21 protein-coding genes are annotated in these 25,711 nt (G+C 71.9%); 11 read left to right on the forward strand and 10 right to left on the reverse strand.

The features are described from left to right. Positions 1 to 26: 26 nt before the first annotated feature. Both ABD211_RS13010 and ABD211_RS13015 read right to left on the reverse strand, forming a co-directional pair. Positions 27 to 1,064 carry an acyltransferase family protein gene (locus tag ABD211_RS13010; RefSeq protein ID WP_344130012.1) on the reverse strand — a complete coding sequence of 346 codons (1,038 nt, stop codon included), beginning with the start codon at positions 1,062 to 1,064 and terminating at the stop codon, positions 27 to 29. 210 nt (positions 1,065 to 1,274) lie between these two features. Next, entirely contained in the window at positions 1,275 to 3,554 is a 2,280-nt protein-coding gene (locus ABD211_RS13015; protein ID WP_344130014.1) for a sialidase family protein, read from the reverse strand. A gap of 143 nt (positions 3,555 to 3,697) precedes the next feature. Here ABD211_RS13015 and ABD211_RS13020 point away from each other — a divergent pair, with 143 nt between their 5' ends. Next, on the forward strand, positions 3,698 to 4,894 hold the full coding sequence (locus ABD211_RS13020) for an acyltransferase family protein (protein ID WP_344130016.1): 1,197 nt from the start codon (positions 3,698 to 3,700) through the stop codon (positions 4,892 to 4,894). Here ABD211_RS13020 and ABD211_RS13025 read toward each other — a convergent pair. Further along, the gene (locus tag ABD211_RS13025) at positions 4,834 to 5,397 is read right to left on the reverse strand and encodes an arsenate reductase/protein-tyrosine-phosphatase family protein (protein ID WP_344130018.1); all 564 of its coding nucleotides are present in this window, start codon (positions 5,395 to 5,397) and stop codon (positions 4,834 to 4,836) included. The genes ABD211_RS13020 and ABD211_RS13025 overlap by 61 nt on opposite strands. A 92-nt stretch (positions 5,398 to 5,489) precedes the next feature. Here ABD211_RS13025 and ABD211_RS13030 point away from each other — a divergent pair, with 92 nt between their 5' ends. Together ABD211_RS13030 and ABD211_RS13035 are read left to right on the forward strand one after the other, a co-directional pair. Further along, positions 5,490 to 7,541, forward strand: coding sequence for an acyltransferase family protein (locus ABD211_RS13030; protein ID WP_344130021.1), 2,052 nt, complete (start codon positions 5,490 to 5,492; stop codon positions 7,539 to 7,541). Positions 7,542 to 7,609: 68 nt separating this feature from the next. After that, positions 7,610 to 8,170 (forward strand): rRNA adenine N-6-methyltransferase family protein, encoded by a 561-nt coding sequence (locus ABD211_RS13035; protein WP_344130024.1) that lies wholly within the window; start codon positions 7,610 to 7,612, stop codon positions 8,168 to 8,170. Positions 8,171 to 8,243: 73 nt separating this feature from the next. On the opposite strand, the gene ABD211_RS13040 is transcribed toward ABD211_RS13035, so the two are convergent. Then, positions 8,244 to 9,179: a GNAT family N-acetyltransferase gene (locus ABD211_RS13040; RefSeq protein WP_344130027.1), complete on the reverse strand. Its 936-nt coding sequence runs from the start codon at positions 9,177 to 9,179 to the stop codon at positions 8,244 to 8,246. A gap of 179 nt (positions 9,180 to 9,358) precedes the next feature. On the opposite strand from ABD211_RS13040, the gene ABD211_RS13045 reads away from it, so the two are divergent. Then, positions 9,359 to 10,525, forward strand: coding sequence for a hypothetical protein (locus ABD211_RS13045; RefSeq protein WP_344130030.1), 1,167 nt, complete (start codon positions 9,359 to 9,361; stop codon positions 10,523 to 10,525). Here the strand turns inward: ABD211_RS13045 and ABD211_RS13050 are convergent. Continuing rightward, entirely contained in the window at positions 10,511 to 11,815 is a 1,305-nt protein-coding gene (locus tag ABD211_RS13050; protein WP_344130033.1) for a hypothetical protein, read from the reverse strand. The two genes, ABD211_RS13045 and ABD211_RS13050, sit on opposite strands and share 15 nt — an antisense overlap. Before the next feature lie 455 nt (positions 11,816 to 12,270). Between ABD211_RS13050 and ABD211_RS13055 the strand changes: the two genes are divergently transcribed. From ABD211_RS13055 to ABD211_RS13070, 4 genes are read left to right on the forward strand one after another with little or no spacing between them, the layout of a single operon-like run. Continuing rightward, complete coding sequence (locus tag ABD211_RS13055; RefSeq protein ID WP_344130036.1) at positions 12,271 to 13,197, forward strand: ABC transporter ATP-binding protein; 927 nt, start codon at positions 12,271 to 12,273, stop codon at positions 13,195 to 13,197. Beyond that, on the forward strand, positions 13,194 to 13,934 hold the full coding sequence (locus tag ABD211_RS13060; protein ID WP_344130039.1) for an ABC transporter permease: 741 nt from the start codon (positions 13,194 to 13,196) through the stop codon (positions 13,932 to 13,934). The genes ABD211_RS13055 and ABD211_RS13060 overlap by 4 nt, the downstream gene beginning before the upstream one ends. Then, positions 13,925 to 15,202 (forward strand): sensor histidine kinase, encoded by a 1,278-nt coding sequence (locus ABD211_RS13065; protein ID WP_344130042.1) that lies wholly within the window; start codon positions 13,925 to 13,927, stop codon positions 15,200 to 15,202. The genes ABD211_RS13060 and ABD211_RS13065 overlap by 10 nt, the downstream gene beginning before the upstream one ends. After that, complete coding sequence (locus tag ABD211_RS13070) at positions 15,199 to 15,831, forward strand: response regulator (RefSeq protein ID WP_344130045.1); 633 nt, start codon at positions 15,199 to 15,201, stop codon at positions 15,829 to 15,831. The genes ABD211_RS13065 and ABD211_RS13070 overlap by 4 nt, the downstream gene beginning before the upstream one ends. Here the strand turns inward: ABD211_RS13070 and glgB are convergent, their stop codons facing one another. Both glgB and glgA read right to left on the reverse strand, forming a co-directional pair. Further along, on the reverse strand, positions 15,832 to 17,943 hold the full coding sequence (gene glgB / locus ABD211_RS13075; protein ID WP_344130048.1) for a 1,4-alpha-glucan branching protein GlgB: 2,112 nt from the start codon (positions 17,941 to 17,943) through the stop codon (positions 15,832 to 15,834). After that, positions 17,936 to 19,429 (reverse strand): glycogen synthase GlgA, encoded by a 1,494-nt coding sequence (gene glgA / locus ABD211_RS13080; RefSeq protein ID WP_344130051.1) that lies wholly within the window; start codon positions 19,427 to 19,429, stop codon positions 17,936 to 17,938. Before glgA ends, glgB begins: the two co-directional genes overlap by 8 nt. 72 nt (positions 19,430 to 19,501) lie before the next feature. On the opposite strand from glgA, the gene glgC reads away from it, so the two are divergent. Beyond that, positions 19,502 to 20,737 carry a glucose-1-phosphate adenylyltransferase gene (glgC, locus tag ABD211_RS13085; RefSeq protein WP_425560401.1) on the forward strand — a complete coding sequence of 412 codons (1,236 nt, stop codon included), beginning with the start codon at positions 19,502 to 19,504 and terminating at the stop codon, positions 20,735 to 20,737. A 16-nt stretch (positions 20,738 to 20,753) separates the two neighbouring features. Here the strand turns inward: glgC and ABD211_RS13090 are convergent, their stop codons facing one another. The 3 genes from ABD211_RS13090 to ABD211_RS13100 all read right to left on the reverse strand — a co-directional run bounded on the left by ABD211_RS13090 (position 20,754) and on the right by ABD211_RS13100 (position 23,324). Next, positions 20,754 to 21,296 (reverse strand): CAP domain-containing protein, encoded by a 543-nt coding sequence (locus tag ABD211_RS13090; protein ID WP_344130054.1) that lies wholly within the window; start codon positions 21,294 to 21,296, stop codon positions 20,754 to 20,756. Between the two features lie 89 nt (positions 21,297 to 21,385). After that, a complete protein-coding gene (locus ABD211_RS13095; RefSeq protein WP_344130057.1) occupies positions 21,386 to 21,850 on the reverse strand; it encodes a CAP domain-containing protein in 465 nt (154 codons plus the stop codon). Positions 21,851 to 21,941: 91 nt separating this feature from the next. Continuing rightward, entirely contained in the window at positions 21,942 to 23,324 is a 1,383-nt protein-coding gene (locus tag ABD211_RS13100) for an aminotransferase class I/II-fold pyridoxal phosphate-dependent enzyme (protein WP_344130059.1), read from the reverse strand. A gap of 135 nt (positions 23,325 to 23,459) precedes the next feature. Here ABD211_RS13100 and ABD211_RS13105 point away from each other — a divergent pair, with 135 nt between their 5' ends. Beyond that, positions 23,460 to 24,299 carry a nitrilase-related carbon-nitrogen hydrolase gene (locus ABD211_RS13105; protein WP_344130062.1) on the forward strand — a complete coding sequence of 280 codons (840 nt, stop codon included), beginning with the start codon at positions 23,460 to 23,462 and terminating at the stop codon, positions 24,297 to 24,299. Positions 24,300 to 24,309: 10 nt separating this feature from the next. Next, positions 24,310 to 25,710 (forward strand): dihydropyrimidinase, encoded by a 1,401-nt coding sequence (gene hydA / locus ABD211_RS13110; protein ID WP_344130065.1) that lies wholly within the window; start codon positions 24,310 to 24,312, stop codon positions 25,708 to 25,710. The last annotated feature ends 1 nt before the right edge of the window (position 25,711 follow it).

Consider the following 25,711-nt stretch of genomic DNA (forward strand, 5'->3'; position numbering starts at 1 on the left):
GCACGAATCCCTTAAGGACGATCGTCTTACGAAACGGGGCGGTGACCCGGAATGGGCGCCCGGACCGGCAGCCGGCGCAGCCGGACGAGCGGCGGGCCCGAACCGTTGGTGAGAACCGCCAGACGGGTACGGGCCAGCACAAGGCCGGCGAGCCACGGCAGGACCACGGCGACGGCGACGGCGAGGTGCGGCGGTTCGTGCTCGCTCAGCAGCCACAACACCGCGGAGTGGGTGAGCACGACAACGATGCCGGCGGCGGCGAGCTGGACGATGGCGGCGCGCACCCGGACGGGCAGCCGGTCGACGGACGCCTCTCCGATCAGGACCAGGCCGACCGAGATGGCGGCCGCCGCGGCGAACCCCAGCGCCGGCGTGCCGAGCTGGCCGCTGTACAGGTCGAGGACGGGGCTCAGCCCGGCCGCGAACACCACCGCCCCGACGAGCACCAGCAGCGCACCGGTCGGCAACGGCGCCGACACCCGCGACCGGTAGCGACGCAGCGCGTCGCCGGCGAACACGAACGCCACACACGGCACAGCCACACCCACCGAGAGCGGCACAGCCGCGATCGCGGGACCGACCGGATACGCCGCCGCCAACGCCGCCGCGACGATCAGCCCGCGCCAGCGCCACGGCACCCGCTCAGCCAGCCGGTACAGCAGGCAGGCCGCCATGAGGGCCGTGACGAACCACCATCCCTGCAACGGTGGCTCGCCGTCCAGGAGCGTCCCCGGCAGCCCGGCCGCCGGCTTCCCCGTGGCCATCTGCCAGACGACCAGGACCACGACGATGACCGCCAGCCACGCCACATACGGCAGCGCCAGCGACCGGACCCGGCGCTGCACCTCGGCCGCAAACGGCCGCGCGGACGTCCACAGGTACCCGCTGAGCACGAAGAAGACCGCCGCGTGCCACGGATACAGCGCGGACCGCAGACCCCCCTCGTACGCGTGGCCGGCGACGACGGCCACCAGGCCGATGACCCGCACGGCGTCCACACCCACCGAGCGGGGCGCGGAACCGATGGCGCGTCGGCCCACCGTCCTGCTGCCGCCGCCGGCCATCGCGCCCCCACAGGTCGCCGATCGGGTGCCGCGTCCAACGACGCACCGCCCGGGCCGCCGCAACGGCGGCCACATCGGCTCTAACGCGCTGTAACCGGATCAGTCACCACGACGGGCGACCCCCGTCCGCGTGTCGCACCACCCGTCCGGCGACAACGCGGAGCGGGCGGGCACCCGATGGGGTGCCCGCCCGTTGCGCACTCGCGGCAGCTACCTACGGTCGCCGACGATCACGCCGCGGCCGTTGGTGGCCACGTAGACCCGGCCGTAGACGCGGGGGTCGCCGGTGATGGCCGCGCCCGTCCACGCCCACTGGTGGTCGTCGTCGTTGACCCGCGTCCAGCGCCGGCCCTTGTCGTCGGAGCGGAAGATGCCCCGCACGCCGTCGACCTTCGCGCTGCTGAACAGCGTCGGGTAGGACCTTCCGGGCGCGGGCCTGCCGAAGCCGATGTTGTCGGCCTCCTCGACCGACGCGACCTTCGCGAAGGTGGCGCCGCCGTCGGTCGAGTGCCACAGCCCGTACTCGCCGGTGGCGGAACCGCCCGCGAGCCAGATGTCGCCCGCAACCCCGGGCACCGCCGCGAACCGCACGTTGCTGGCCGGCAGGCCGGCGGCGGCGGTGGCGGCGAAGCTCGCCCCGCCGTCGGTGCTCGTATGGAAAACCCCACCCGAGTACGCGTAGAACGTCGCCGACACGCGGTCGGCCTGCACGACGCCGCCGGTCAGGCCGGACACCGCGGTCCACGTCGCGCCGCCGTCGGCCGAGTAGTGCGGCGCGGCGCCGTCGGGCGACCAGACGACGCGGGTGCCGTCGGCGCTGACCGCCACGTTGCCGCCGGCCGTGACGCCGGCGGGCTCGGCGCCGGCCGGGGTCCAGGTGGCCCCGCCGTCGGTGGAGATGCCGAAGTGGATGGAGCTGCCGCTCGGGTTGCCCACCCGCACGATGGTGGAGGGCAGGAGCTGGGCGAAGTCGAGGCTGGTCGTCGAGCCGAACGTCGGGTTGGCGAACATCAGCCCGGGCTTGGTGAAGTCGCTGTGGATGAAGCCGCCAACGTCGCCGACCGCCGAGATGAGCTGCGCCCCGACCGGCGGGCTGATGAGGTCGAGCACCGCGGTCTCCTCCAGGCCCCGTGCGCGCACGGAGATCTGGATGGTGCCCCCGGCGTCCCAGTCGGTGAGGTTGTCCGTGCCGTAGATCGTGGCGCCGGTGCCGTAGAGCAGGTGGTCGGAGTTGAACGGGTCGATCTCCAGCGACTCGGTCATCCAGCCGAGTTTGGGCGCCCTCTCCGGCAGGGCCGGGGTGTTGTTCCAGGTGAGCCAGGGCGCCTCGGTGATGTCGATGGTGAACCTGTCGTTGCGCTCGGGCCAGTTGCCCAGCTCCCACGACCGCGTCCAGGTGGCGCCGCCGTCGGTGGTGCGGAAGAAGATGACGTCCGGCCACCACTTGATCTGCGTGGCGACCATGAGCGTGCCCGGGTTCTGCCGGTCGATGGTCAGGCCGCTGTAGCCGACCTCGGCCTCCCACCAGTCGTGCGGCATCGGGGTGATGTCGGTCCACGCGCCGGTGGCGGTGTCCAGCTTCCACACCTGGCCCTTGCTGCCGTCGTACGGCCCGGCGGTGTTCGAGGTGGCCAGGTAGAGGAAGCCGCCCTCGTGGTCCAGGACGCCCTTGTGCGGGAGGTAGCCGGTGGGCTGGCCGGCGACCCGCTCCCATGTCGCGCCCGCGTCCGTCGAGCGGTACAGGATGTTCCCGGTGTCCGCGACGCCGACGTAGATGGTCTTCGTGGCGCGGTTGCGGCCACCGGTCCTCGGGTCGAAGACCACGAAGAGTACGCCCTGGTTGTCGCCGTTGTAGCCGCCGACGTCGTTGGGGTCCGGCACGAAGTTGCCGACGTTCGGGAAGCTCTCCACCTTGGCCCAGGCGACGCCGGAGTTGGTGCTGCGCCACAGGCCGTTCCCGCTCGGGGCGGCGAGGTAGAGGACGCTGTTGCGGTTCGGGTCGATGACCAGCCGCTCGCCGATGCCCCGGCCGGGCATGTTGCCGCCCAGCTTGAACGGCAGCGGGCTCGCCTTCCAGGTGGCGCCGCGGTCGCGGGAGCGCAGGATCGCGCCGGGGCTCGGGTCCCAGTCGTTGGTGTACGTGCCGACGGCCGCGTACACCCTGTCGGTCTCGACCGGGTCGGTGGCGATGCTGGCCACGCCGGTCCAGCCCCACTGCTCCCAGCCCACCCAGTCCAGCAGCGGCACCCAGCGCTCCCGGCGCCTGTCCCACCGGTACGCCCCGCCGATGTCGGTGCGGGCGTAGGCGAGGCCCGGCTCGGTCTGATTGAAGACAATGCCCGGCACGAAGCCCCCGCCGACGATCTCGGCATTGCGCCACGAGTACCGCTCGCGGCCAGCGGCGGACGCGACGCCGGGGACGGCCTGGGTCGCGACGGCCGCGGCGCCGGCGGCACCCGCGACGAGGAATCCCCTGCGGGAGATGGGCATGACGGCGTCCCTTCGTTGGAAAGTAGCCAGATTGGACAGTCTCGATGGGTGCGGTGTCAATAGTCCAACGTCCCTACTAACTAGGTCTCCATCGTGTCCCCGGCCCGCCGTGTCCCGCGCCGGGACGGGTCGTTACCCGACGCGTGGCAACCACCGGAGGAACGGCACACACCCGCCACCGCTCGTTGGACGGGCTGCGCGGGCTGGCCGCGCTCGTGGTCGTCGCGCACCACGCGCTGCTCACCCAGCCGTCCCTCTACGCCGCGAACGCGCGCGGCGGCGCCGCGGCGTGGTGGCTCACGTACACCCCACTGCACCTGGTGTGGGCCGGGCGCGAGGCGGTGTTCCTGTTCTTCGTCCTGTCCGGGTTCGTGCTCACGCTGCCGTTCCTGCGCGACGGCGTGCCCGGCCAGTGGGTGGCCTACTTCCCGCGCCGGTTCGTCCGGCTGTGCGTGCCGCTCGCCGCGGCCGTGCTGGTCTCGGCCGCGATCGCGTGGCTCGTCCCACGCGTCGTCACCGACGGCGCGAGCGGCTGGCTCAACCAGCACGCCGGCCCGGCCTCCATCGTGGACACGCTCACGCTGGCGCGCGCCATGCCGCTGAACTCGGCGCTGTGGTCACTGCGCTGGGAGATCGCGTTCTCGTGCCTGCTGCCCCTGTTCCTGTCCGTCGCCCTCATGGGCCGCCGGTACTGGCCGTGGCTGCTGGTGGGCGCGCTCGCCGTCCCCGCCGTCCCCGGGCTCGGGGCCGCCGCGACGTACCTGCCCATGTTCGCCGTCGGCGTGTGCCTCGCCGTCGGCGCCGACCGGCTCCTCGCGGCGGCCCGGTGGATGCCGCGCGCGGCCTGGTGGGCCCTGGGCGTCGGCGCGCTGCTGCTGCTCAACGCCCGGTGGATCGCGCCCGCGACCGCGGGCACCGCCGTCCGCAGCGTCGTGACCGCCACGGCCGTGCTCGGCGCGGCCCTGCTGGTGCTGCTGTTCGTCGCCTGGCCGGCCGCGCGGCGCCTCGGCGAACACCCGGTCGTCGGCTGGCTCGGCGCGGTCTCGTTCAGCCTGTACCTCGTGCACGAGCCGGTCGTCGTCAGCGTCGCCGTGCTGCTGGGCGGGCGGGCGAACGCCGGGTACACCCTGCTCATCTCGTTGCCGGCGAGCCTGCTGCTCGGGTGGGCGTTCCACCGGCTCGTCGAACGGCCCGCGCACCGCTGGTCGCGGCGCATCGGCCAGCCGCCCGCGCCTGGGCGCGTCGGCCAGCACGCGGCCGGCCAGCGCGTCGCCGCGCGTTACAACAGCACGAGCAGCGGGGCCAGCGCCGCCTCGATCTCGTCGGCGGCGCGCCGGTAACCCTCGACCGGGCCGCCGATCGGGTCCGCCACGTGGACCGGGTCGGGCGCCGGGCCGAGCTTGGCCCGCCGCTCGGCGGCCAGCGCGGCCACCGCCGCGACCCGCGCGTGCGGGGTCCGGCCCGCGACGTCCTCGCGGGTGACGTCCGCGAGCAGCCAGGCCAGCTCACGCCAGGTGAACACGGACGCCTCCGCCCCGGGCGCCACAGTCAGGACCATGTCCCGGTGCCACGGCGTCGCGACGAGGACCAGGTAGGCCTCGTCGATCATGTCCGCGTCGATGACGGTCGAGCGGAAGTCGTCCGCGTCGATGCCGCGCCGGCGCAGCTCGTCGAGCGCCTCCGGGAACATCGGCGCCCCGTCCCACGCGTTCACCCCGGCGCTCACCACCCGCAGGCCCGCCGCCGCGTCGCCGTGGCGGGCCCGCAGCGCGGCGCGCATCATCCGCTCGGCCATCGCCGAGCGGATCTGGTTGGCCGTGCAGACGTGCAGCACGTGACCCACGCGGGCCTCCCCTCGTCACCGTCAGGGGTGACCGTAACGGACCGCGGCCACCCCGTCGCCGACGCCGGCTCCGGATCGTTGTAGCGGGCAGCATGGTCACGATCGCCGCGCCGCGCCCCGTCACGTCGCACCGGGTCGCGCCCGGGTTCCGGCCCGACATCGAGGGCCTGCGCGCCGTGGCCGTCCTCCTCGTGGTGCTGCACCACGCGGGCGTGCCGATGCTCGACGGCGGCTACGTGGGCGTGGACGTCTTCTTCGTGATCTCCGGCTACCTGATCACCACGCTGCTGTCCCAGGAGCTGCACGGCACCGGCCGGATCCGGCTGTCCCGCTTCTACGCCCGGCGCGCCACCCGGCTGCTGCCCGCCGCCGTCCTCGTCATCGTCGTCACCGTCGCCGCGTCGTGGCTGCTCATGCCCACCACCCGGCTGCGCGGCCTGGCCGGCGACGCGATCACCAGCGCCCTGTACACGGTGAACTACCGCACCGCCGCGGCCGGGATCGACTACTTTCAGTCGACCTCGCCGCCCTCCCCGCTGCAGCACTTCTGGTCCTTGGCCGTCGAGGAGCAGTTCTACCTGGTCTGGCCGGTCCTGCTGCTGCTCTGCGCCCGGCGGCGGCGGGCCGTGTTCTGGGTGCTCGCCGCGGTCGCGGTCGGGTCGCTGGCGCTGAGCGTGTGGCAGACGGACCGGGCGGCGCCGTGGGCGTACTTCGGCGCGCACACGCGGGCGTGGGAGCTCGCGGCCGGCGCCCTGCTCGCGCTGACCGCGCTCCGCCTGCCGGCCGTCGCGTCCTGGGTCGGGCTCGGCGCGATCCTCACGGCCGCGGTCACGTTCGACGCCGGGACCGCGTTCCCCGGCTACGCCGCCGCGCTGCCCGTCGCCGGGGCGGCCCTGATCATCGCCGCTGGACCGGGTCGCGGCGCCGCCCGGCTGCTCGACGCCCGACCGTGCCAGGTGATCGGTCGGCTCTCCTACGGCTGGTACCTGTGGCACTGGCCCGTCCTGCTCATCGTGCCGGTCGCGCTGCGCCTGCCGGGCAGCGTCGCCCTCGGCCTCGCGCTGAGCGTCCTGGCCCTGGGTCTGGCGGCGGTCACCCACCGGCTGGTGGAGAACCCGGTCCGGTTCCGGCCGTCGCTGCGCGCCCGGCCGGGTCGCGCCCTCGTGGTCGGCGCGGCGTTGTCCTGCTGCGCGGCGGGCATCGGGCTGACCGCCCGCACGCTGCCGCCGCCGCTGCCGGTCGGCCCACCGGCGCCCGATACCCGGGCGCTGCTGGCCGCCTCCCCGACACCGGACGCCACAATCACCGACCTGCTCGCCGCGAGCACCGGCACCGCCCGCGTGCCGGCCAACCTGGTGCCGGGCCTGTTCACGGTCAGCACGCTGCGCCCCACGTCGTACCGGGACGGCTGCCACAATGACTTCGCCGACGTGGTGGTCGACGTGGCCCGGTGCACGTACGGCGACCGGGCCGGCCGGACGACGGTCGTGCTCGTCGGCGACTCGCACGCGGCGCAGTGGCTACCGGCGCTGGAGCCGATCGCCGCCGAACGCGGCTGGCGCCTGGTCGCCCTTACCAAGGCCGCCTGCAAGGTGCCCGCCGTCGCGATCTTCAGCAACGTGCTGCGCCGGCCGTACGGGGAGTGCGACGTATGGCGCGAACGGGCCTTCACCGCCATCGCCGACCTGCGGCCGGCCCTGGTCGTGATGGCGTCGAGCGAGAAGGACCGGCCCGTGCGGGTGACCGGCGACGTGGACCGGACGTGGGTCGACGGCTGGGTGCGCTCGGCTCACCGGCTGGCCGCCACGGGGTCGCGGCCCGTCCTGCTCAACGACACCGTCTGGCCGCGCGGCAACGCGCCGGACTGCCTCACCACCCCCGGCCGCGACATCCCCGCGTGCCAGCCCACCCGCGACGAGGCCATCATGGCCCCGGACCGGCGCCGCCTGCTCGCGACCACGATGCGCGCGGCGGGCGTCGCGGTCATCGACCCCGCGCCCTGGCTGTGCACCGCGACCCTGTGCCCGCCGGTCGTCGGCAACGTCCTGGTCCACGCCGACGCGAGCCACCTCACCACCACGTACGCGGCCGCCCTCGCCCACGTCCTCGGCCCCCGCCTCGACGCCGCTCTGGCGCGCGATTAACCGTTTGCCCCGGTCCGGCCGCCCGCCGTACGGTCCCGCCATGGGTATCTTCATGAACACGGTGCGTCGTGTCCGCGGGCCAGCGGTCGCGGCGGGCGTGGGGCTGGCACCCGCTCACTGACTCCTGGGCAGCACGGATCGTCGCCGACGCCGGCATCCGGCGCGGCGACCTCGTCCTCGACATCGGCGCGGGCACCGGCGCCCTCACGGGTCCCCTGCTCGCCACGGGCGCCCGCGTCATCGCCATCGAGCTGCACCCGGGCCGCGCCGCTCACCTTCGGGAACGGTTCGCGGGTCGGTCGCTGTCGGTGGTCGAGGCCGATGCCGCGACCCTGCGCCTGCCGGGGCGGCCCTTCCACGTCGTGGCCAACCCGCCCTACCACCTCACGAGTACGCTGCTGCGCGCCCTGTTCGCGCCGAACTCCCGCCTCATCGGGGCGGACCTGGTGCTGCAGCGACAGGCGGTGCGCCGCTTCGTGGAGCGACGGGCCCCGGGCAAGCGACGGTGGGACCTGAGCTTCGGCCGGCCGCTGCCCCGGCACGCGTTCCGGCCGCCGCCGCAGGTCGACTCGGCCGTCCTCGTCATCCGTACCCGTGGCGGCCTTAAAGCGTTCCCACCGAATACATGACTCCCCGTATCGGGACCTTGGGTAAGGCGCTCGTTGGACGTGCGCGGAAAGCCGCGGTGAGCCGTCTGCGTCGTTAGCGGCTGAGGGATTTGCGGTATCGGTGGTACTCACGGACCACCTGGAAGCCGAGCCGCTCGTACAGTGACCGCGCTCCGGCGGGGTCGTGGCCCTCGGTGTGCAGCCGGATCGGTCCGGTGCCCTGCTGGGTCAGTGTCCTGAGCGTCCGGGTGAGCATCGCGGTTGCGAGGCCGCGGCGTTGGATGTCCGGATCGACCTGAACGTCCTCGATCTCGATGCGGGCAGGTGTGCGGCTCGCGGCGACCAACCCCACGACGCGATCGGCGATGGTCGCCACCTGGAACAGCGCGAGCTGCGATCTGCTGAGCCAGTCGCGTAACCCGTCTTCGGTCGGAAGCGTGGAGAACGGTCGCCCGGCCCACACGCGGGTGGTGAGGGCGAACAGCGCTCGGGCGTCGGCGACCGTTGCGGCTCGGACGGTGATGCCGTCAGGCATCTGCCGAGGTTGCACCGGTGACCCGTCGTGTTCCATCTCGACCATGGTGAACACCTGCCGATACCCGCTGCGCTCGAGCAGCGCCATCCGGTCGCCCTGGACGGTCGATGCGTTTGCTCCGAGCACGACCGGGCTGCTCTCGGTATGGCCGGCAGAGAGCTGAGCCGCGACGGCCTCGGACTCGCGCAGCAGCAGCCGGCCAAGGCCGTGCCGCCGTGCGGGGGGTGCCACGTAGCCGTCGCTGAGATAGACACGGGTTCCGTCGTCCTCTGTCCAAGATCGCAACGAACCCCACCCGACCACGGAACCGGACGCGTCGACCGCGACGACCGCCCAATCGGCTGCCTCCATCTCGCCTCGCACACCGTCCGGATCCAGGAGGCACTCCATCGTGGAGTGGACATCAACCAGGTCAGCCGTGGCATGTCGGGCATGCAGCCGGTGAACCGCTGATGCGTCGTCGGGCCGGAAGGTGCGCAGGAAGTGCTCGGGCACGTGCTGAGTACATCACTGCCGTCAACCCGGTATCCAAGGGCCGTAACGTCGCGTGTTTACTCGGCGGCGCCCTCTGTAGTGCGACGTTCACGTCTGTCGACCCGTGATCGCGGTGCCGCACCTTGCCGGCCAGAGCACTAGCCATGCGGAGCGCATCCCGGATCACTACGATCTGGCGGATGTCGTCGTCTCGTCGTACTCCGCTGGTGGTGTCTGTCCTGTTGGCCGGGCTGCTCGGCGGGTGCTCGGGCGACCCGGAGGTGCCCGGCGTCGCGACTCCTCCCGGCCAGGCCACCCCCACGCCGCCGGCACCGACGGTCGCGCCGACCTCGGCGGCCGCGACCACCACCAAGCCCGTCGCGCGGCTCAAGGCCGGCAACCCGAAGGGACGCGCGAGCGTGCCGGCGGCGGCGAAGGCCGTGGACACCGGCAAGCCGACCCGGGTGGTCGGCAACGGGACGGCGGCCAGCTGCACGTCCGCCGCCGTCGTCAAGGCCGTCGCGGCCGGCGGGATTATCACGTTCGACTGCGGGCCGGCGCCGGTGACCATCACGATGTCCGCGACGGCGAAGGTACGCAACACCAGTCGGACCGTGGTGCTCGACGGCGGCGGCCTGGTGACCCTGAGCGGCGGCGGCAAGCGGCGCATCCTCTACCAGAACACGTGCGACGAGGCGCAGACCTGGACGACGTCGCACTGCGACGACCAGCAGTACCCGCAGCTCGTGGTGCAGAACATCACCTTCGCCGACGGCAACTCGACGGGCGACGACACCGAGGGCGGCGGCGGTGGCGCCATCTTCGTACGCGGCGGTCAGTTCAAGGTGGTCAACGCCAGGTTCGTCCGCAACCGGTGCGACCGGACCGGGCCGGACCTGGGCGGCGCGGCCATCCGGGCGCTCGACCAGTGGGGCGACGGGCCGGTCTACATCACCCAGTCGACGTTCGGCGGCGCGAAGGGGCAGGGCGGCGTGTGCGCCAACGGCGGGGCGCTGAGCAGCATCGGCGTCTCCTGGGTGGTGCTCAACAGCCTGTTCAGTCACAACGACGCGGTCGGCCGGGGCGCGAACCCGGCCCGGGGCGGCACCCCGGGCGGCGGCAGCGGTGGCGCGATCTATCTGGACGGCAACACGTTCACGCTGCGCCTGGCCGGCACGATCGTGCAGGACAACCACGCGAACGAGGGCGGCGGCGCGGTCTTCTTCGTCTCCAACGACCACACCGGGACGATGTCGATCGAGTCCTCGACGCTGCGGCGCAACCCGTCGGACGGCTTCGAGACGTACCCGGGGATCTTCTTCATCGGCGCCCGCAAGCCGACGGTGAGCGGGTCAACCCTGCGCTGACTTGCGGCTCATGCGGTAGTGCAGGACGAGGAACGGCAGGCCGAAGACGCGGAACGCGTGCTCGGCGCGCAACTGCCCGTCGCGGACGTACACCTCCAGCCGTTCGGCGAAGCCGTGCACGGCCAGGCTGGTCAGCTCGCCGTTCTCAGCGTCGACGTAGGTGAGGTAGTGGCCGGGGTGGTCGGTGTCGCCGGTGCTGTCCAGCGACAGGCCGCCGTCGGCGCGCGGGCCGGGCGCGAGCGTCGCGGTGAAGCTGGCGTGCGGCAGCGGGAAGCCGACGCTGACGTAGCCACGGTCCTCGTGCCGGTAGGTGGTGTAGATGCCCACGTAGATCGGCTCGTCGGTGTCGGCGAACGACCGGATCCAGCCGCGCGTCGACACGACCCCGTCGCCGGCGGCGCTGATCGTGTCGATGCGGCTGCGCACCCCGCGCTGGGTCTCGCGCTGGTTCATCGGCACGTTGGCCTGCCCGAGCGGCCGCGCCACCGTCGACCGGTAGAGCAGGTAGCCCGGCCGCACCCACAGCCGCCACTCGGGCACGATGTCGAGCGTGAACCGGGTCGTGTGCTCGTAGAACTCGCGCACGAGCGGATCCACGGCGGCCGGGTCGAACCCCGGCCCGGCCAGCTCGTCGAGCGACCCCACGATCCCGACGTCGGCCGCGTCAGCCGTGTAGGCGCCGCCGATCCGCTCGGCCAGCTCCCTGACGTAGCCCGTGCCCACGTGCGACCCGTGCGTCACGACGGGCACCACGAACGGCAGCGCCTCGGGACCCACCCGCTCGGCGAGCAGGTCCACCTGCGGTTGTCTGAAAATCAGAGCTGACAGGGTACGGAAGCAGAGCACGGCGAGCGCAGCCGCGACCGCCCCCGGCGCGTCCGCCCACACGGCCCACAGGGCGACCCCGACCGCCACGCCGACCACCGGCCCGAGCAGCACCTTGTGCGGCCGGATCGCGAGCGCTCCGGCGACGAGCCCGGCCGCCGCCGCGACGACAACCGGCCCGGCGCCCGTCACCTTCCCCAGCGCCCACCCCAACGGCGCCGCGACCGCCACGCTGCCGAGGATCCGCGACCACAGCGCCGGAATCTCGCCCGGCCGCTGCCGATCCCGTGCGACGAGGTCGGCCGCCGCCACGACACAGGCCCCAACGGCGGCCGCCACGACGATGGCCGCCACGCCCCACGGCGCCCCGAGCGCGGCTCCCGCCACCGCCCCCATGACGAACGCGAACCCCACCGACCCACGCTTCTCCGGCCGCCCGTCGTTGCCGCCCTCGCTACCCGCCACGATCGCGACCCTACCGCGCCCATAGCCCGCGGCGTCCACATTGGAGCAGGCCTTATGCGTTGGTTACGACGCGTAATGCTTGCTCCGATCCACACCTATCACCCTTCCCACTTTGCTCTGCTTCCCTATAGGAATCAGTTACACAGAGCGAGGACCGCGCTGGCGGCCCGTTTGCGTTGTTGCAGGTGATGCCGCGCTTCCTATGGGGAAGCAGAGCAAAGGCGCTAGGGGGTGGGTGCCACGAAGGAGCCTCGGTCACGATCTGTGACCGCCGAGCATGCCTCACTCTCCGTAATGGATTGCCCTGCCGATCCGCCCCGGAGCACGGCGGGCATCCACCGATCGGTGGATCCGGGAGATCCACCAGGGTTGAGCGCGCGGGGCGCTGGGTGGTCGATTCGCGGCACGACGACGCGCAGGACGCTGGAGCGGTAGTCGACGAAGGGCGGCGAGGGATGCCGATCATTGAGGTGGACGGGCTGCGCAAGCGGTACGGCGATCAGGTCGCCGTGGACGACGTGTCGTTCGCGGTCGACGAGGGGGAGATCTTCGGGATTCTGGGGCCGAACGGGGCCGGCAAGACCACGACCGTGGAGTGCGTGGCCGGGCTGCGCGCGCCCGACGACGGCCGGATCTCGGTGCTGGGGCTCGACCCGCGCGCCGATCGGGCGGGGCTGCGCCAGGTGGTCGGCATCCAACTGCAGGAGAGCCAGCTGCCCGAGAAGCTGACCGTGGCCGAGACGCTCGACCTGTACAGCTCGTTCTATCCCGACCCGGCCGACTGGCGCGACCTGGTCGCGGACCTCGGGCTGGCGACGAAGCTGCGGACCCGGTTCGGCAAGCTGTCCGGCGGCCAGAAGCAGCGGCTGTCCATCGCCCTCGCGCTGATCGGTCGGCCGCGCATCGCGATCCTCGACGAGCTGACGACCGGGCTCGACCCGCAGGCGCGCCGCGACACGTGGCAGCTCATCAAGGAGGTACGCGACCGGGGCGTCACGATCGTGCTGGTCACGCACTTCATGGAGGAGGCGGAGCGCCTCTGCGACCGGCTCGCCGTCATCGACGCGGGGCGCGTGGTCGCACTCGACACGCCCGCCGGGCTCGTCGCCCGGGTCGGCGCCGAGCAGCGCATCCGGTTCCGCCCGTCGGAGCCGTTGGACGACCGGCTGCTCACGGAGCTGCCGGAGGTCACGAGCGTCACCCGCGACGGCTCCCGGGTCCTGGTCACCGGCAACGACGACGTGCTGCTCGCGGTCGTCACCGTGCTCGCCCGCGAGAAGATCCGGCCCACCGACCTGCGGGTCGAGCAGGCCACCCTGGACGACGCGTTCGTCGCGTTGACCGGCCGTTCCATCAACGCCGACGAGGAGACCAAGGCATGACCGCGCTCAGGAAACTCACGGTGACCGAGTTCAAGCTGTTCCTGCGCGAGCCGATGGTGGTGTTCTTCGCGATCGCGTTCCCGTCCGTGCTCGTCGGCATCCTCGGCAACGTCGACGAGTTCCAGAAGGTCGACCCGGCGCTCGGCGGCGCCCGCGTGATCGACCTGTACGTGACCATCGCGGCGACGTTCGTGCTGGCCATGCTGGGGTTGCAGGCGGCGCCGGCGGTGCTCGCGACCTACCGCGAGAAGGGCATCCTGCGGCGCATGTCCACGACGCCGGTGCACCCCACCAACATGCTCGCCGCCCAACTGATCGCCAACGTGACCATCGCGCTGGTGTCCGCCGCGCTCGTGTTCACGGTGGGGCGCGTCGCGTTCGACGTGGCGCTGCCGCGGCAGATCGTCGGCTTCGCGGTGGCGTTCACCTTCACGGCCGCGGCCGTGTTCGCCGTCGGCATCTTCGTCGCGGCCGTGGCGCCGAACGGCAAGGCGGCCAACGGGATCGGGGCGGTGCTGTTCTTCCCGCTCATGTTCTTCGCCGGCCTGTGGGCGCCGCGCGAGACGATGTCGCCCGTCCTGCGCCGCATCGGCGACTTCACCCCGCTCGGCGCGGGCGAGCAGGCGCTGCACGACGCGGCGTCCGGCGCCTGGCCGGGCGCAGGCTCGCTGCTGGTCCTTGTCGCCTACGTGGTGGCGTTCGGGCTCGCGGCCGCCAGACTGTTCCGATGGGAGTGAGCGACGCGAGCCGACTCGACGGGTGGGAAGGCCAGCTCGACCGGGTCCTGCGCGTCGTGCCGTACGTGTCGCTGGGCGTCTCCATCCTGCTGACGTGGCTGACCTCGCCGTTCTGGCCGGTCGAGTCGCTACCGCGCACGACGGTGCTGGCCGCGGCGGTGGGGCTGTGGATGTTCTGGATGGTCACGCTGCACCCGCGATGGCAGCAACGGCGCGTGCTCATGGGTCTGTACTTCGCGGTGCTCGCCATCCTGTCGTTCCTCCTGGTGCTGCACAGCCCGCTGTTCGGGTTCTTCTCGTTCACGGGCTACCTGCACGCCGCGTACGCCCTGGTCGGGCGGTGGCGCTACGTCGGCGTCGTGGCCACGGCGACCTCCACGGCGCTGTCGCAGTCGGGCGGCCTCCAGACGCTCCAGGCGGGCACGGCCGGCGTGGCGATCTTCGGTGTGGTGCTGTTCTTCAACATCACGTTGTCGACCGCGATGATGTCGCTGAGCTGGGTCGCCGACGCGCAGGCGGCCCGCCGCAAGCGCGAGATCACCGCGCTGGCCGAGGCGAACGAGAAGCTGGAGTCGGCCGTGGCGGAGAACGCCGGCCTGCACGCCAAGCTGATCGCGCAGGCCCGCGAGGCGGGCGCGTTCGACGAGCGCCAGCGCATGGCCCGCGAGATCCACGACACGCTCGCCCAGGGCCTCACCGGCATCGTCACCCAACTGGAGGCGGCCGAGCAGGCGGCGGAGCGCCCCGAGCAGTGGCGGCGGCACGTGCGCACCGCCGCGCGGCTGGCCCGCGACAGCCTGGCCGAGGCGCGCCGCTCCGTGCACGCGCTGACGCCGCAGCCGTTGGAGGCGGCCCGGCTGCCGGAGGCGCTCGGCGACGTGGTGGCCCGCTGGTCGACGGACAGCGGCGTCGCGGCGACACTGGTGACGACCGGCGTGGCCCAACCGCTGCTGCCGGAGATCGAGGTCGCGCTGCTGCGTACGGCGCAGGAGGCGCTGGCCAACGTCGCCAAGCACGCGGCCGCGTCCCGCGTCGGCCTCACCCTGTCCTACATGGAGGATCTCGTGACCCTGGACGTCCGCGACGACGGCGCCGGGTTCGACCCGGCGGGGGCGCGGCCGGAGCGCGCCGACGGCGGGTTCGGGCTGGCCGGCATGCGCGAGCGGGTCCGCCGCGTCGCGGGCACCCTGGAGGTGGAGTCCGAACCGGGCGCCGGCACCGCCATCTCGGCCTGCGTCCCGGCCATCCTCGCGGGAGCCGCAGCGTGATCCGCATTCTGATCGTCGACGATCACCCGGTCGTGCGGGACGGGTTGCGCGGCATGTTCGCCGGCGATGCGGGGTTCGACGTGCTCGGCGAGGCGGCGACCGGGGACGAGGCCGTCACCGTCGCGTCGGCCGTACTCCCGGATGTGATTCTGATGGACCTGCGCATGCCACGCATGGACGGCGTGGCCGCGATCGCCGCGCTGCGCGAGCGCGGGGTGCCGTCGCGGGTGCTGGTGCTGACCACCTACGACACGGACAGCGACGTGCTACCGGCGATCGAGGCGGGCGCGACGGGCTACCTGCTCAAGGACGCGCCGCGCGAGGAGCTGTTCCGGGCCGTGCGGGCGGCGGCCGCCGGGGAGGCCGTGCTGTCGCCGTCGGTGGCGGCCCGGCTGCTGGGCCAGCTGCGCAGCCCAGCGAAGGAGCCGCTGTCCCAGCGCGAGCTGGAGGTGCTGGGCCTCATCGCGCAGGGCACCACCAACCGGGAGGCGGCGGTGCAGCTGTTCATCAGCGAGGCCACCGTGAAGACGCACCTGCTGCACATCTACGCCAAGCTGGGCGTGAAGGACCGCGCCTCGGCCGTGGCGGCCGCGTTCGAGCGCGGCCTGCTCACGCCGGGCCGGCGCTGACTACTCGGGGCGGAGCCAGAGGGCGCCGAGCGGCGGCAGGCGCAGGACGGCCGACTGGGCGAGTCCGTGCGCGGGCACCTGCTCGGCCCACACGTTGCCGAGGTTGCCCACGCCGGAGCCGCCGTAGTTCTCCGCGTCCGTGTTGATGACCTCGTTCCATCGGCCGCCCATGGACAGGCCGAGCCGGTAGCCCTCCTGCGGCAGGGCGGAGAAGTTCACCACGCAGACCAGGCGGGTGCCGTCGGCGCCGAGGCGTTCGAAGGCGAACACGTTGTGGTCGGCGTCGTCGCCGACGATCCAGGTGAAGCCGTCCGGGGTGATGTCGCGCGACCACAGCGCGGCGTGGGCGCGGTAGGCCGCGTTGAGGTCGCGGACGAGGTTGCCGATGCCGGCGCGGGCCGGGTCGGCGCGCAGGCCCCAGTCCAGGCCGCGCTCCTCGCTCCACTCACGGGGGTCGCCCAGCTCGGAGCCCATGAACAGCAGCTGCTTGCCGGGGTGCGACCACATGAACGCCAGCAGGGCGCGCACGGTGGCGAGCTGGCGCCACCAGTCGCCGGGCATCTTGCCCACGAGCGAGCCCTTGCCGTGCACGACCTCGTCGTGGCTGATCGGCAGGATGAAGTTCTCGCTCCACGCGTACACGGTGGAGAAGGTCATCTGGCCGTGGTGCCACTTGCGGTGCACCGGGTCCTTGGCCAGGTAGGACAGGGTGTCGTGCATCCAGCCCATGTTCCACTTGAAGCCGAAGCCCAGGCCGGACTGGTCGGTCGGCCTGGTCACGCCGGGCCACGCGGTGGACTCCTCGGCGACCATGAGCACGCCCGGGTGGTGCTTGTAGACGGTCGCGTTGAGCTCCTGCAGGAACGACACCGCCTCCAGGTTCTCCCGGCCGCCCTGGAAATTGGGCACCCACTCCCCCGGCTCGCGGGAGTAGTCGAGGTAGAGCATCGAGGCGACCGCGTCGACGCGCAGGCCGTCGACGTGGAACTCCTCGCACCAGTACAGGGCGTTGGCGACGAGGAAGTTGCGCACCTCGGGCCGGCCGTAGTCGAAGATGTACGTGCCCCAGTCGGGGTGCTCGCCCCGGCGCGGGTCGGCGTGCTCGTACAGTGCGGTGCCGTCGAAGCGGGCCAGGGCCCAGTCGTCCTTCGGGAAGTGCGCCGGGACCCAGTCGAGGATCACGCCGATACCGGCCTGGTGCAGCCGGTCGACGAGCAGCCGGAAACCGTCCGGGTCGCCGAACCGGGCCGTCGGGGCGTAGTAGCCGGAGACCTGGTAACCCCACGAGCCGCCGTACGGGTGCTCCATGACGGGCAGGAACTCCACGTGCGTGAAGCCCATCTCTGCGACGTACGCGGTGAGCTCGTCGGCCAGCTCGACGTAGCCGAGGCCGGGGCGCCACGAGCCCAGGTGCACCTCGTAGATGCTCACCGGCCCGCCGTACGGGTTGCCGGCCGCCCGGGCGGCCATCCAGTCGCCGTCGCCCCACTGGTGGGCGGAGCGGAAGACGCGCGCGGCGTTGTCCGGCGGCACCTCGGTGTGGGCGGCCAGGGGGTCGGTCTTCTCCCGCCACACGCCGTCGTTGCCCAGGATGCGGTACTTGTAGAGCTGGCCGGGGACGGCGTCGGGGACGTACAGCTCCCACACGCCCGAGGCGCCCATGGAGCGCATCGGCCAGCCCTCGTGCGCGCCCCAGCCGGTGAAGTCGCCGTAGACGCGCACGCCGCGCGCGTTGGGCGCCCACACGGCGAAGGTGACGCCCGGCCCCATCGCGTTGGGCCGCGCGCCGAGGGCGTGCCACAGCCGCTCGTGCCGGCCCTCGCTGATCAGCTGCAGGTCGAACTCGCCGAGCGTGGGCAGGTGCCGGTACGGGTCGTCGAGCTGGCGGCCCTCCACGTCGAGGAGGTAGTCCGACACCTGGCCGGGGACGCGCACCTCGAAGACGCCCGCGTCGTGCACCCGGGTCATGGCGTACCAGGCCCCGTCGGCCAGCACCGACGCGGAGCCGGCGCCGCGCCGCAGCGTCCGGATCACGGTGCCGTCCCCGTCGGGATGGGCGCCCAGGACGCCGTGCGGGTTGTGCGTCGCGCCGGAGATCAGGTCGTCATACATCGGCACTCCCGAGGGCGGGCGGCTGGACGAGCTGGTCGGCGGTCAGCGCCCGCGCGGCGTCGTAGACCTCCAGGTACGCCCTGGCGGAGCGCGGCCAGGCGAAGTCCTTGGTCATGCCGGCGAGCTGCAGCTGCCGCCATCGGGGGCGGTCGTCGAAGGTGGCCCGCGCGCGCCGGACACAGTCGATCATCGCGTCGGTCGTGTAGTCGGTGAACCGGAACCCGGTGCCGACGGCGCGGGGCGGGTTGTGCGCCTCGATCGAGTCGTCCAGGCCGCCGGTCGCGCGGACGATGGGGACGGTGCCGTAGCGCAGGCTGTAGAGCTGGGTGAGGCCGCTCGGCTCCTCGTGCGAGGGCATCAGGAACATGTCCGAGCCCGCGATGATCTTATGGGCGAGCTTGTCGTCGTAGCCGATGCGGACGCCCATGCGCTTCGGGTGCCGCTTCGCGAACTCCCGGAACGCTGTCTCGTAGCGGGCCTCGCCCGAGCCCAGCAGGACAATCGTCAGACCGAGCCCGACCAGGGCGTCCAGCGCCCCGGCGACCAGGTCGAACCCCTTGTGGTCGACCAGCCGCGACACCATGCCCAGCACGGGGCCGGCCGCGTCGGGCAGCCCGTACTCGCTGAGCAGGTCCGCGCGGCACAGGCGCTTGCCGGCGAGGTCCTCGGCGGAGAACGGGGCGACGGTGCGCGGGTCGGCGGCCGGGTTCCACTCCGCGTAGTCGGCGCCGTTGAGGATGCCGACCAGCCGGTCGGCCCGCTTCGCGAGCACCCCGTCCAGCCCGTGCCCGACCTCCCGGGTCTGGATCTCGGCGGCGTAGCGCCGGCTGACGGTCGTGAGGTAGTCGGCGTGGATCAGCCCACCCTTGAGGTAGTTGATGTCCCCGTAGAACTCCAGCCGGTCCATGTGGAACAGCGACTCCGGCAGGCCGATGCGGGCGAGCGCCGCGTGCGGGAACTGGCCGTGGTAGCCCAGGTTGTGCACCGTCAGCACGCACCGCACAGCGGCCAGCGCCGGGTCGCCGGCGTAGACCGTGCGCAGCAGCACCGGCACGAGCGCGGCCTGCCAGTCGTGACAATGGATCACGTCCGGTGACCAGACCTGCTTGGCGATCTCGATGGCGGTCCGGCTGAGCGTGGCGTACCGCTCGGCGTTGTCGGGGTAGTCGCCGGCCGCGTCGCCGTAAAGAAATTCACGATCGAAGTACCCCGGATCGTCCACGAGGAAGTACTGCACGCCGTCGAGGACCATGTCGCCCAGCACGACCGGGAACCGCAACTGGTCCCCGAGTCCGATGGTGAGACTCGGCACCACGACGCGCGGCGTGACCCGGGCCGCCTCGACGGATCCGCGGCTGCGCGGCAGCACGACGGCCACCTCGTGCCCCAGCGCCACCAGCGCTTTGGGCAGCCCGGCCAGCACATCGGCGAGTCCGCCCGTCTTCGAGAACGGCAGGCCCTCGGAGGCGACGAAAAGGATCCTCACGCCCGCACACTAGTCCATCGGACCTGACCTTCCGGGTGGTGCTGCCGGCATTTGATCGCTAACGTTCGGGGCATGGTGGCACCGAAGGTTCTCGCGATGGTGCTCGCCGGTGGCGAGGGCAAGCGTCTGCTCCCCCTCACCGCCGACCGGGCGAAGCCGGCCGTCCCGTTCGGCGGGTTGTATCGCATGATCGACTTTGCACTGTCGAACCTGGTGAACGGCGGCTACCTTAAAATCGTCGTGTTGACGCAGTACAAGTCGCACTCGCTGGACCGGCACGTCACCAAGACCTGGCGCATGTCGAACCTGCTGGGCAACTACATCGCGCCCGTGCCCGCCCAGCAGCGGCTGGGCCCGCGGTGGTTCGCCGGGTCGGCCGACGCGATCTACCAGAGCTTCAACCTGATCTATGACGAGAACCCCGACTATGTGATCGTCTTCGGCGCCGACCACATCTACCGGATGGACCCGTCGCAGATGGTGGCCCAGCACATCGAGTCGGGCGCCGCGGTCACGGTCGCCGGCATCCGCCAGCCGCTGTCGACCGCCACGCAGTTCGGTGTGATCGAGGTCGGCGAGGACGGCAAGCGCATCAAGGCGTTCCGGGAGAAGCCGAAGGACGCCGTCGGCCTGCCCGACTCCCCCAACGAGATCTACGCCTCGATGGGCAACTACGTGTTCACGGCCAAGGCGCTGGTCGACATGATCACGCAGGACTCGAAGGACCCGACCAGCAAGCACGACATGGGCGGCAACATCATCCCCACGCTGGTCGCCAAGGGCGAGGCCAACGTCTACGACTTCCGCGACAACAAGGTGCCGGGCGCGACCGAGCGCGACTCCGGCTACTGGCGCGACGTGGGGACCCTGGACTCCTACTACGAGGCCAACATGGACCTCATCGCGATCCACCCCATCTTCAACCTGTACAACTACCAGTGGCCGATCTACACGGAGAACCGTCCGTGGCCGCCGGCCAAGTTCGTGCACGGTTACCAGGAGCGGCTCGGCCGGGCCATCGGCTCGATCGTGTCGCCGGGCGCCGTGGTCTCCGGCAGCCTCGTGGAGAACTCGGTCATCTCGCCGAACGTGCACGTCCACTCGTGGGCGCACGTCGAGGGCTCGGTGCTCATGGAGGGCGTCGACATCGGCCGCCACGCCGTGGTCCGCAACGCCATCCTGGACAAGAACGTCATCGTCCCGGAGGGCGTCGAGATCGGCGTCGACCTCGAGCGCGACCGCCAGCGCTACCACGTCACCGACAACGGCATCGTCGTCCTGGGCAAGGGCCAGATCGTCGAGCCGTGACCCGGACGGGCAACCTCTACTGACCGCCGAAGTTCTGCGTCCAGTAGAGGTTGCCGTCGATCGCCCGCGCCACGCCCACGCCCAGCGCCTTGAAGTCACAGTTGAGGATGTTCTTCCGGTGCGGTGTGCTCTTCATCCACGAGTCCATGACCTCGTCCGGCGTGTCCTGGCCGTAGGCGACGTTCTCGCCCCAGCCCTGTGACGTGTCGTAGCCCGCTTCCTCCATCCGGTCGTCCGGTTGGCTGTTTCCCGGTCCCTCGTGGCTGAGGTTCTGGGAGGCGGCCATGTACCGGCTCTGCTCGAGGGCGGAGGAGTGGAGTGTGTCCTCCGCGCGCAGCGCCTGACATCCGGCCTTGCGGCGCTCCTGGTTGGTGAGGTCAAGGACCTCCGCTTCCTCGTTCGGGAACGAACCCGGGACGAAGCTGGAGCCTTCCACCTCGCCGGTGCCAGGGTCCGGCTTGGCGATGACGGCGCTCGAGGCGACCGCCGGGCCCGCTGGGACCAGCGGCGCCAGGCTGGTGGCCAGTGCGCATGCGATGGCGAGTGATGTGCGTCCCATAAGCCGGAACCTAACAGCGTCCGCGCGGGCCGGGGCTCGAACAGACGTTCCTCCCGGATGGGCCGCGATGTCCGGTGCGGGCGCGCGACCTACCTGCCGCCGAAGTCCTGGGTCCAGAACAGCGTGCCGTCGCCGGCCACGGCGACGCCCACGCCCAGGGAGCGGAATTCGCAGTTCAGGATGTTCCTGCGGTGACTCGGGCTGTTCATCCAGGCGTCCACCACCGAGTACGCGCTGCGGTAGCCGTACGCGATGTTCTCGCCCCAGCCGTTACGGGGGTTGTAGCCGGCCCGGTGGATCCGGTCGTCCGGGTGGCGGCGGTCCCGGCTCTGGTGGCTGAAGTAGCGCCGCCGCGCCATGTCACGGCTGTGGCGGTACGCGGCGTAGGCCAGGTCGTCGTTGTACCGGAGCCGGCGGGAGCAGCCGTGCGCGCGGCGGACCCGGTTGGTGAGTTCGAGGACGCTGTCCTCGTCCGGGTCGAACCATCCGCTCACGGCGGAGGTCGCCACGGACGTCGCGGCGGACGTCGCCGCGGGCGTCGCCTCCGCGCCCATCAGGCCGCCGCCGGCGATGCCGGCGGCACAGGCGATAGAAATGTGACAAAACATCTTAAAAACGGGCATAAATTTCATAGGGTGCAAAATATCAGCGGGATCCCCTGGGTAGCGAACGACCCCGCCGTCCCGGAATGCGGGACGGCGGGGCGCCCGCGCGGGACGCCTCGGCCAGCACGGCGCCCAGCTCAGCGAAGCCGTCGCGGACCAGGCCGACGGTCACCCGCAGGTGGGCCGCCGGCAACGGGGTGACCTCGAACGGGGTGCCCGGCGCGACCGCGATGCCGTGCGCGGCCAGGTAGACGAGGGCGGCCTGCTGGTCGGCGACGGTCAGCCACAGGTTGATGCCGTCGTCGGCGGTGGCGTGCGCGCCGTTGTCGGCCAGGGCCGCCAGCAACGCCGCGCGCCGGCGGGCGTACTCGGTCCGGGCGCCGGCCAGCAGGGCGGTGGTGCCGGGGGTGGTGAGCAGGTCCAGCAGGATGTGCTGGAGCAGGCGGCTGGACCAGCCCGGGCCGAGCAGGCGCCGGTCGGCCAGCGGCGTGATCACCGAGGCGGGCCCGGCGACGGCGGCCAACCGCAGGTCGGGGCCGAGGCTCTTGGCGAAGCTGCGGATGCGCACGGTCTGGTCGGGCAGGTGAGCGCCCAGGCTGACCATCGGCGCGCTGGCGATGTCGGCCGCGTGGTCGTCCTCGATCACGATGGCGTCGGGGTAGCGGGCCAGGACCTCGGCCAGCTCGGCGGCCCGCGCGGCGGTCATGCTCACCCCGGTCGGGTTCTGCGCCCGGGGCTGGATCACGGCCACGACCGGGCCGAGCCGCAGGCCGGCATCCAACGACGCGGGGGTGACCCCGGACCCGTCGAGCGCAAGCGGCACGGCGGTGGCGCCGAGCTGGTCGAGCAGGTCGAGGACGGGCGGGAAGGCGGGGTTCTCGACGAGCACCCGCTCGCCGAAGCCGACGGCGACGCGCAGCGTCCGGTCCAGCGCGTCCAGGGCGCCGTCGAGGACGATCAGCTGGTCGACCTTGTTGGGCCAGACCGAGCGCAGGTGCTCCTCCAGCGCGGGCAGCACCGGGTCGTCCAGGTAGCTCGTGGTCAGCCGCATGTCGCCGAGGCGGCGCAGCGTGTCGGTCAGGTCGGGCAGCAGGTCGTGGTCGGGCACCCCGGTGGACAGGTCCTGCGGGGCGCCGGCGAGCACGCCGGACATGTGCGAGTACCGCAGGCGGGAGCGCAGCCGCTCGTTGGACAGCACCTCGGTGCCCGACCGGCCGCGGGTGGCGATGAGCCCCGCCCGGGTCAGCGACGTCCACGCCTCGCTGACGGTGGTCGGGCTGGTGCCCAGCGCCCGGGCCAGCTCGCGCACCGTGGGCAGGCGGGAGCCGGCCGGCAGCTCGCCGCTGTGGATCAAACGGCTGACGGCGGCCGCGATGCCGCGTGCCCCCCGGTCGGTCACGGCTGCCGCGATCAATTCCAGCATGGCCGCCGCCCAAGTAACATGTTTGAAACCAACGCTTGACAGTTCCCACATTGTACGGCTGTCTTTGTGTCATTTAGTTTCTACGGCATCCCACGTCAGCCGGGCAAGCGTGGGTCGTCTCTCCGGAGGAACGTCATGGCGAGCATCGTCCGCGCAGCGCTGGTCCAGACAACCTGGACGGGCGACAAGGAATCCATGATCAAGGCACACGAGGAGTACGCGAGGCAGGCCGCCGCCCAGGGCGCGAAGGTCATCTGCTTCCAGGAGCTGTTCTACGGCCCGTACTTCTGTCAGGTGCAGGACCCGCAGTTCTACTCCTACGCCGAGTCGATCCCCGGCCCCACGACCGAGCGCTTCCAGGCGCTCGCCGCCGAGCTGGGCATGGTCATGATCCTGCCGATGTACGAGCAGGAGCAGCCCGGCGTCCTCTACAACACCGCCGCCGTGGTCGACGCCGACGGCCGCTACCTCGGCAAGTACCGCAAGACCCACATCCCGCAGGTCAAGGGCTTCTGGGAGAAGTTCTACTTCCGGCCGGGCAACCTCGGCTACCCCGTCTTCGACACGGCGGTCGGCAAGGTCGGCGTCTACATCTGCTACGACCGGCACTTCCCGGAGGGCTGGCGCGCGCTCGGCCTGGCCGGGGCGCAGATCGTGTTCAACCCGTCGGCCACCAGCCGGGGCCTGTCGTCGTACCTGTGGCAGCTGGAGCAGCCCGCCTCGGCGGTCGCCAACGAGTACTTCATCGGGGCGATCAACCGGGTCGGCATCGAGGACCTCGGCGACGACGACTTCTACGGCACGTCGTACTTCGTGGACCCGGAGGGGAAGTTCGTCGGCGACGTCGGTGACGCCCACGCCCCGGAGCTGATCGTGCGCGACCTCGACCTGGACCTCATCGCCGTGGTGCGCGACCGCTGGGCGTTCTACCGCGACCGCCGCCCCGACGCCTACGGCCCGCTCACCCAGGCATAGGGAGTTCCTCATGCTGATCACAGGCGGCACGGTCGTCACGGCGACCGGCACCCACGCCGCGGACGTGCTCATCGACGGCGAGACGATCGTCGCCCTCTTCGCGCCCGGCCACGCGCCCGACGACGCCGGCCAGCAGGTCATCGACGCCACGGGCAAGCTCGTCATCCCCGGCGGCATCGACGCGCACACCCACATGGAGCTGCCGTTCGGCGGCACGTTCGCCTCGGACACGTTCGACACCGGCACGCGGGCCGCGGCGTTCGGCGGCACCACCACGATCATCGACTTCGCGGTGCAGCGCTACGGCGAGAACGTGCTCGACGGCCTGGCCGCCTGGCACGGCAAGGCCGACGGCAACTGCCACATCGACTACGGGTTCCACATGATTGTCGGCGGGGTGGACGACGAGGCCCTCAAGGCGATGGACCAGCTTGTCGACCATGAGGGCATCACGAGCTTCAAGCTCTTCATGGCGTACCCCGGGGTGTTCCTCTCCGACGACGGCCAGATCCTGCGCGCGATGCAGAAGGCCCGCGGCAACGGCTCCATGATCATGATGCACGCGGAGAACGGGCCGGCCATCGACGTCCTCATCAGGCAGGCGCTCGAGCGCGGTGAGACGGACCCGATCCACCACGGGCTCACGCGACCGTCCGAACTGGAGGCCGAGGCCACGCGGCGGGCGATCTCGCTGGCCAAGGTCGCCGGCGACACGCCGCTCTACATCGTGCACATGTCCGCGTCCGAGGCCCTGGAGGCGGTCGCGGCCGCCCGCGACGCCGGGCGCAACGTGTTCGCCGAGACCTGCCCGCAGTACCTGTACCTGACGCTGGAGGACCAGCTCGGCGCGCCGGGTTTCGAGGGCGCCAAGTGGGTGTGCTCGACGCCGCTGCGCAGCCGGCACGAGTCGCACCAGCGCGACCTGTGGAAGGGCCTGCGCAGCAACGACCTCGCCATCGTGTCGACCGACCACTGCCCGTTCTGCTTCAAGGACCAGAAGGAGCTGGGCCTGGGCGACTTCTCGAAGATCCCCAACGGCATCGGCGGCGTCGAGCACCGGGTCGACCTGCTCTACCAGGGCGTCGTCGACGGCAAGCTGTCGGTGGAGCGCTGGGTCGAGACGATCGCCACGACCCCGGCGCGGATGTTCGGGCTCTACCCGCGCAAGGGCGTCATCGCCCCCGGCTCCGACGCCGACGTCGTGGTCTACGACCCGAACGGGCGCACCCGGATCAGCGTCGAGACGCACCACATGAACATGGACCACTCGGCCTACGAGGGGTACGAGATCGCCGGGGCCGTCGACACGGTGATCTCCCGGGGCACGGTGCTGGTGTCGGGCGGGGAGTACCACGGCCGCAAGGGCCACGGGCGCTACCTGCGTCGCGGCCTGTCGAGCTACCTGGTGTAGG

Origin of the sequence: Luedemannella flava (assembly GCF_039528515.1) — a bacterium.
In the GTDB taxonomy this organism is placed as follows: domain Bacteria; phylum Actinomycetota; class Actinomycetes; order Mycobacteriales; family Micromonosporaceae; genus Luedemannella; species Luedemannella flava.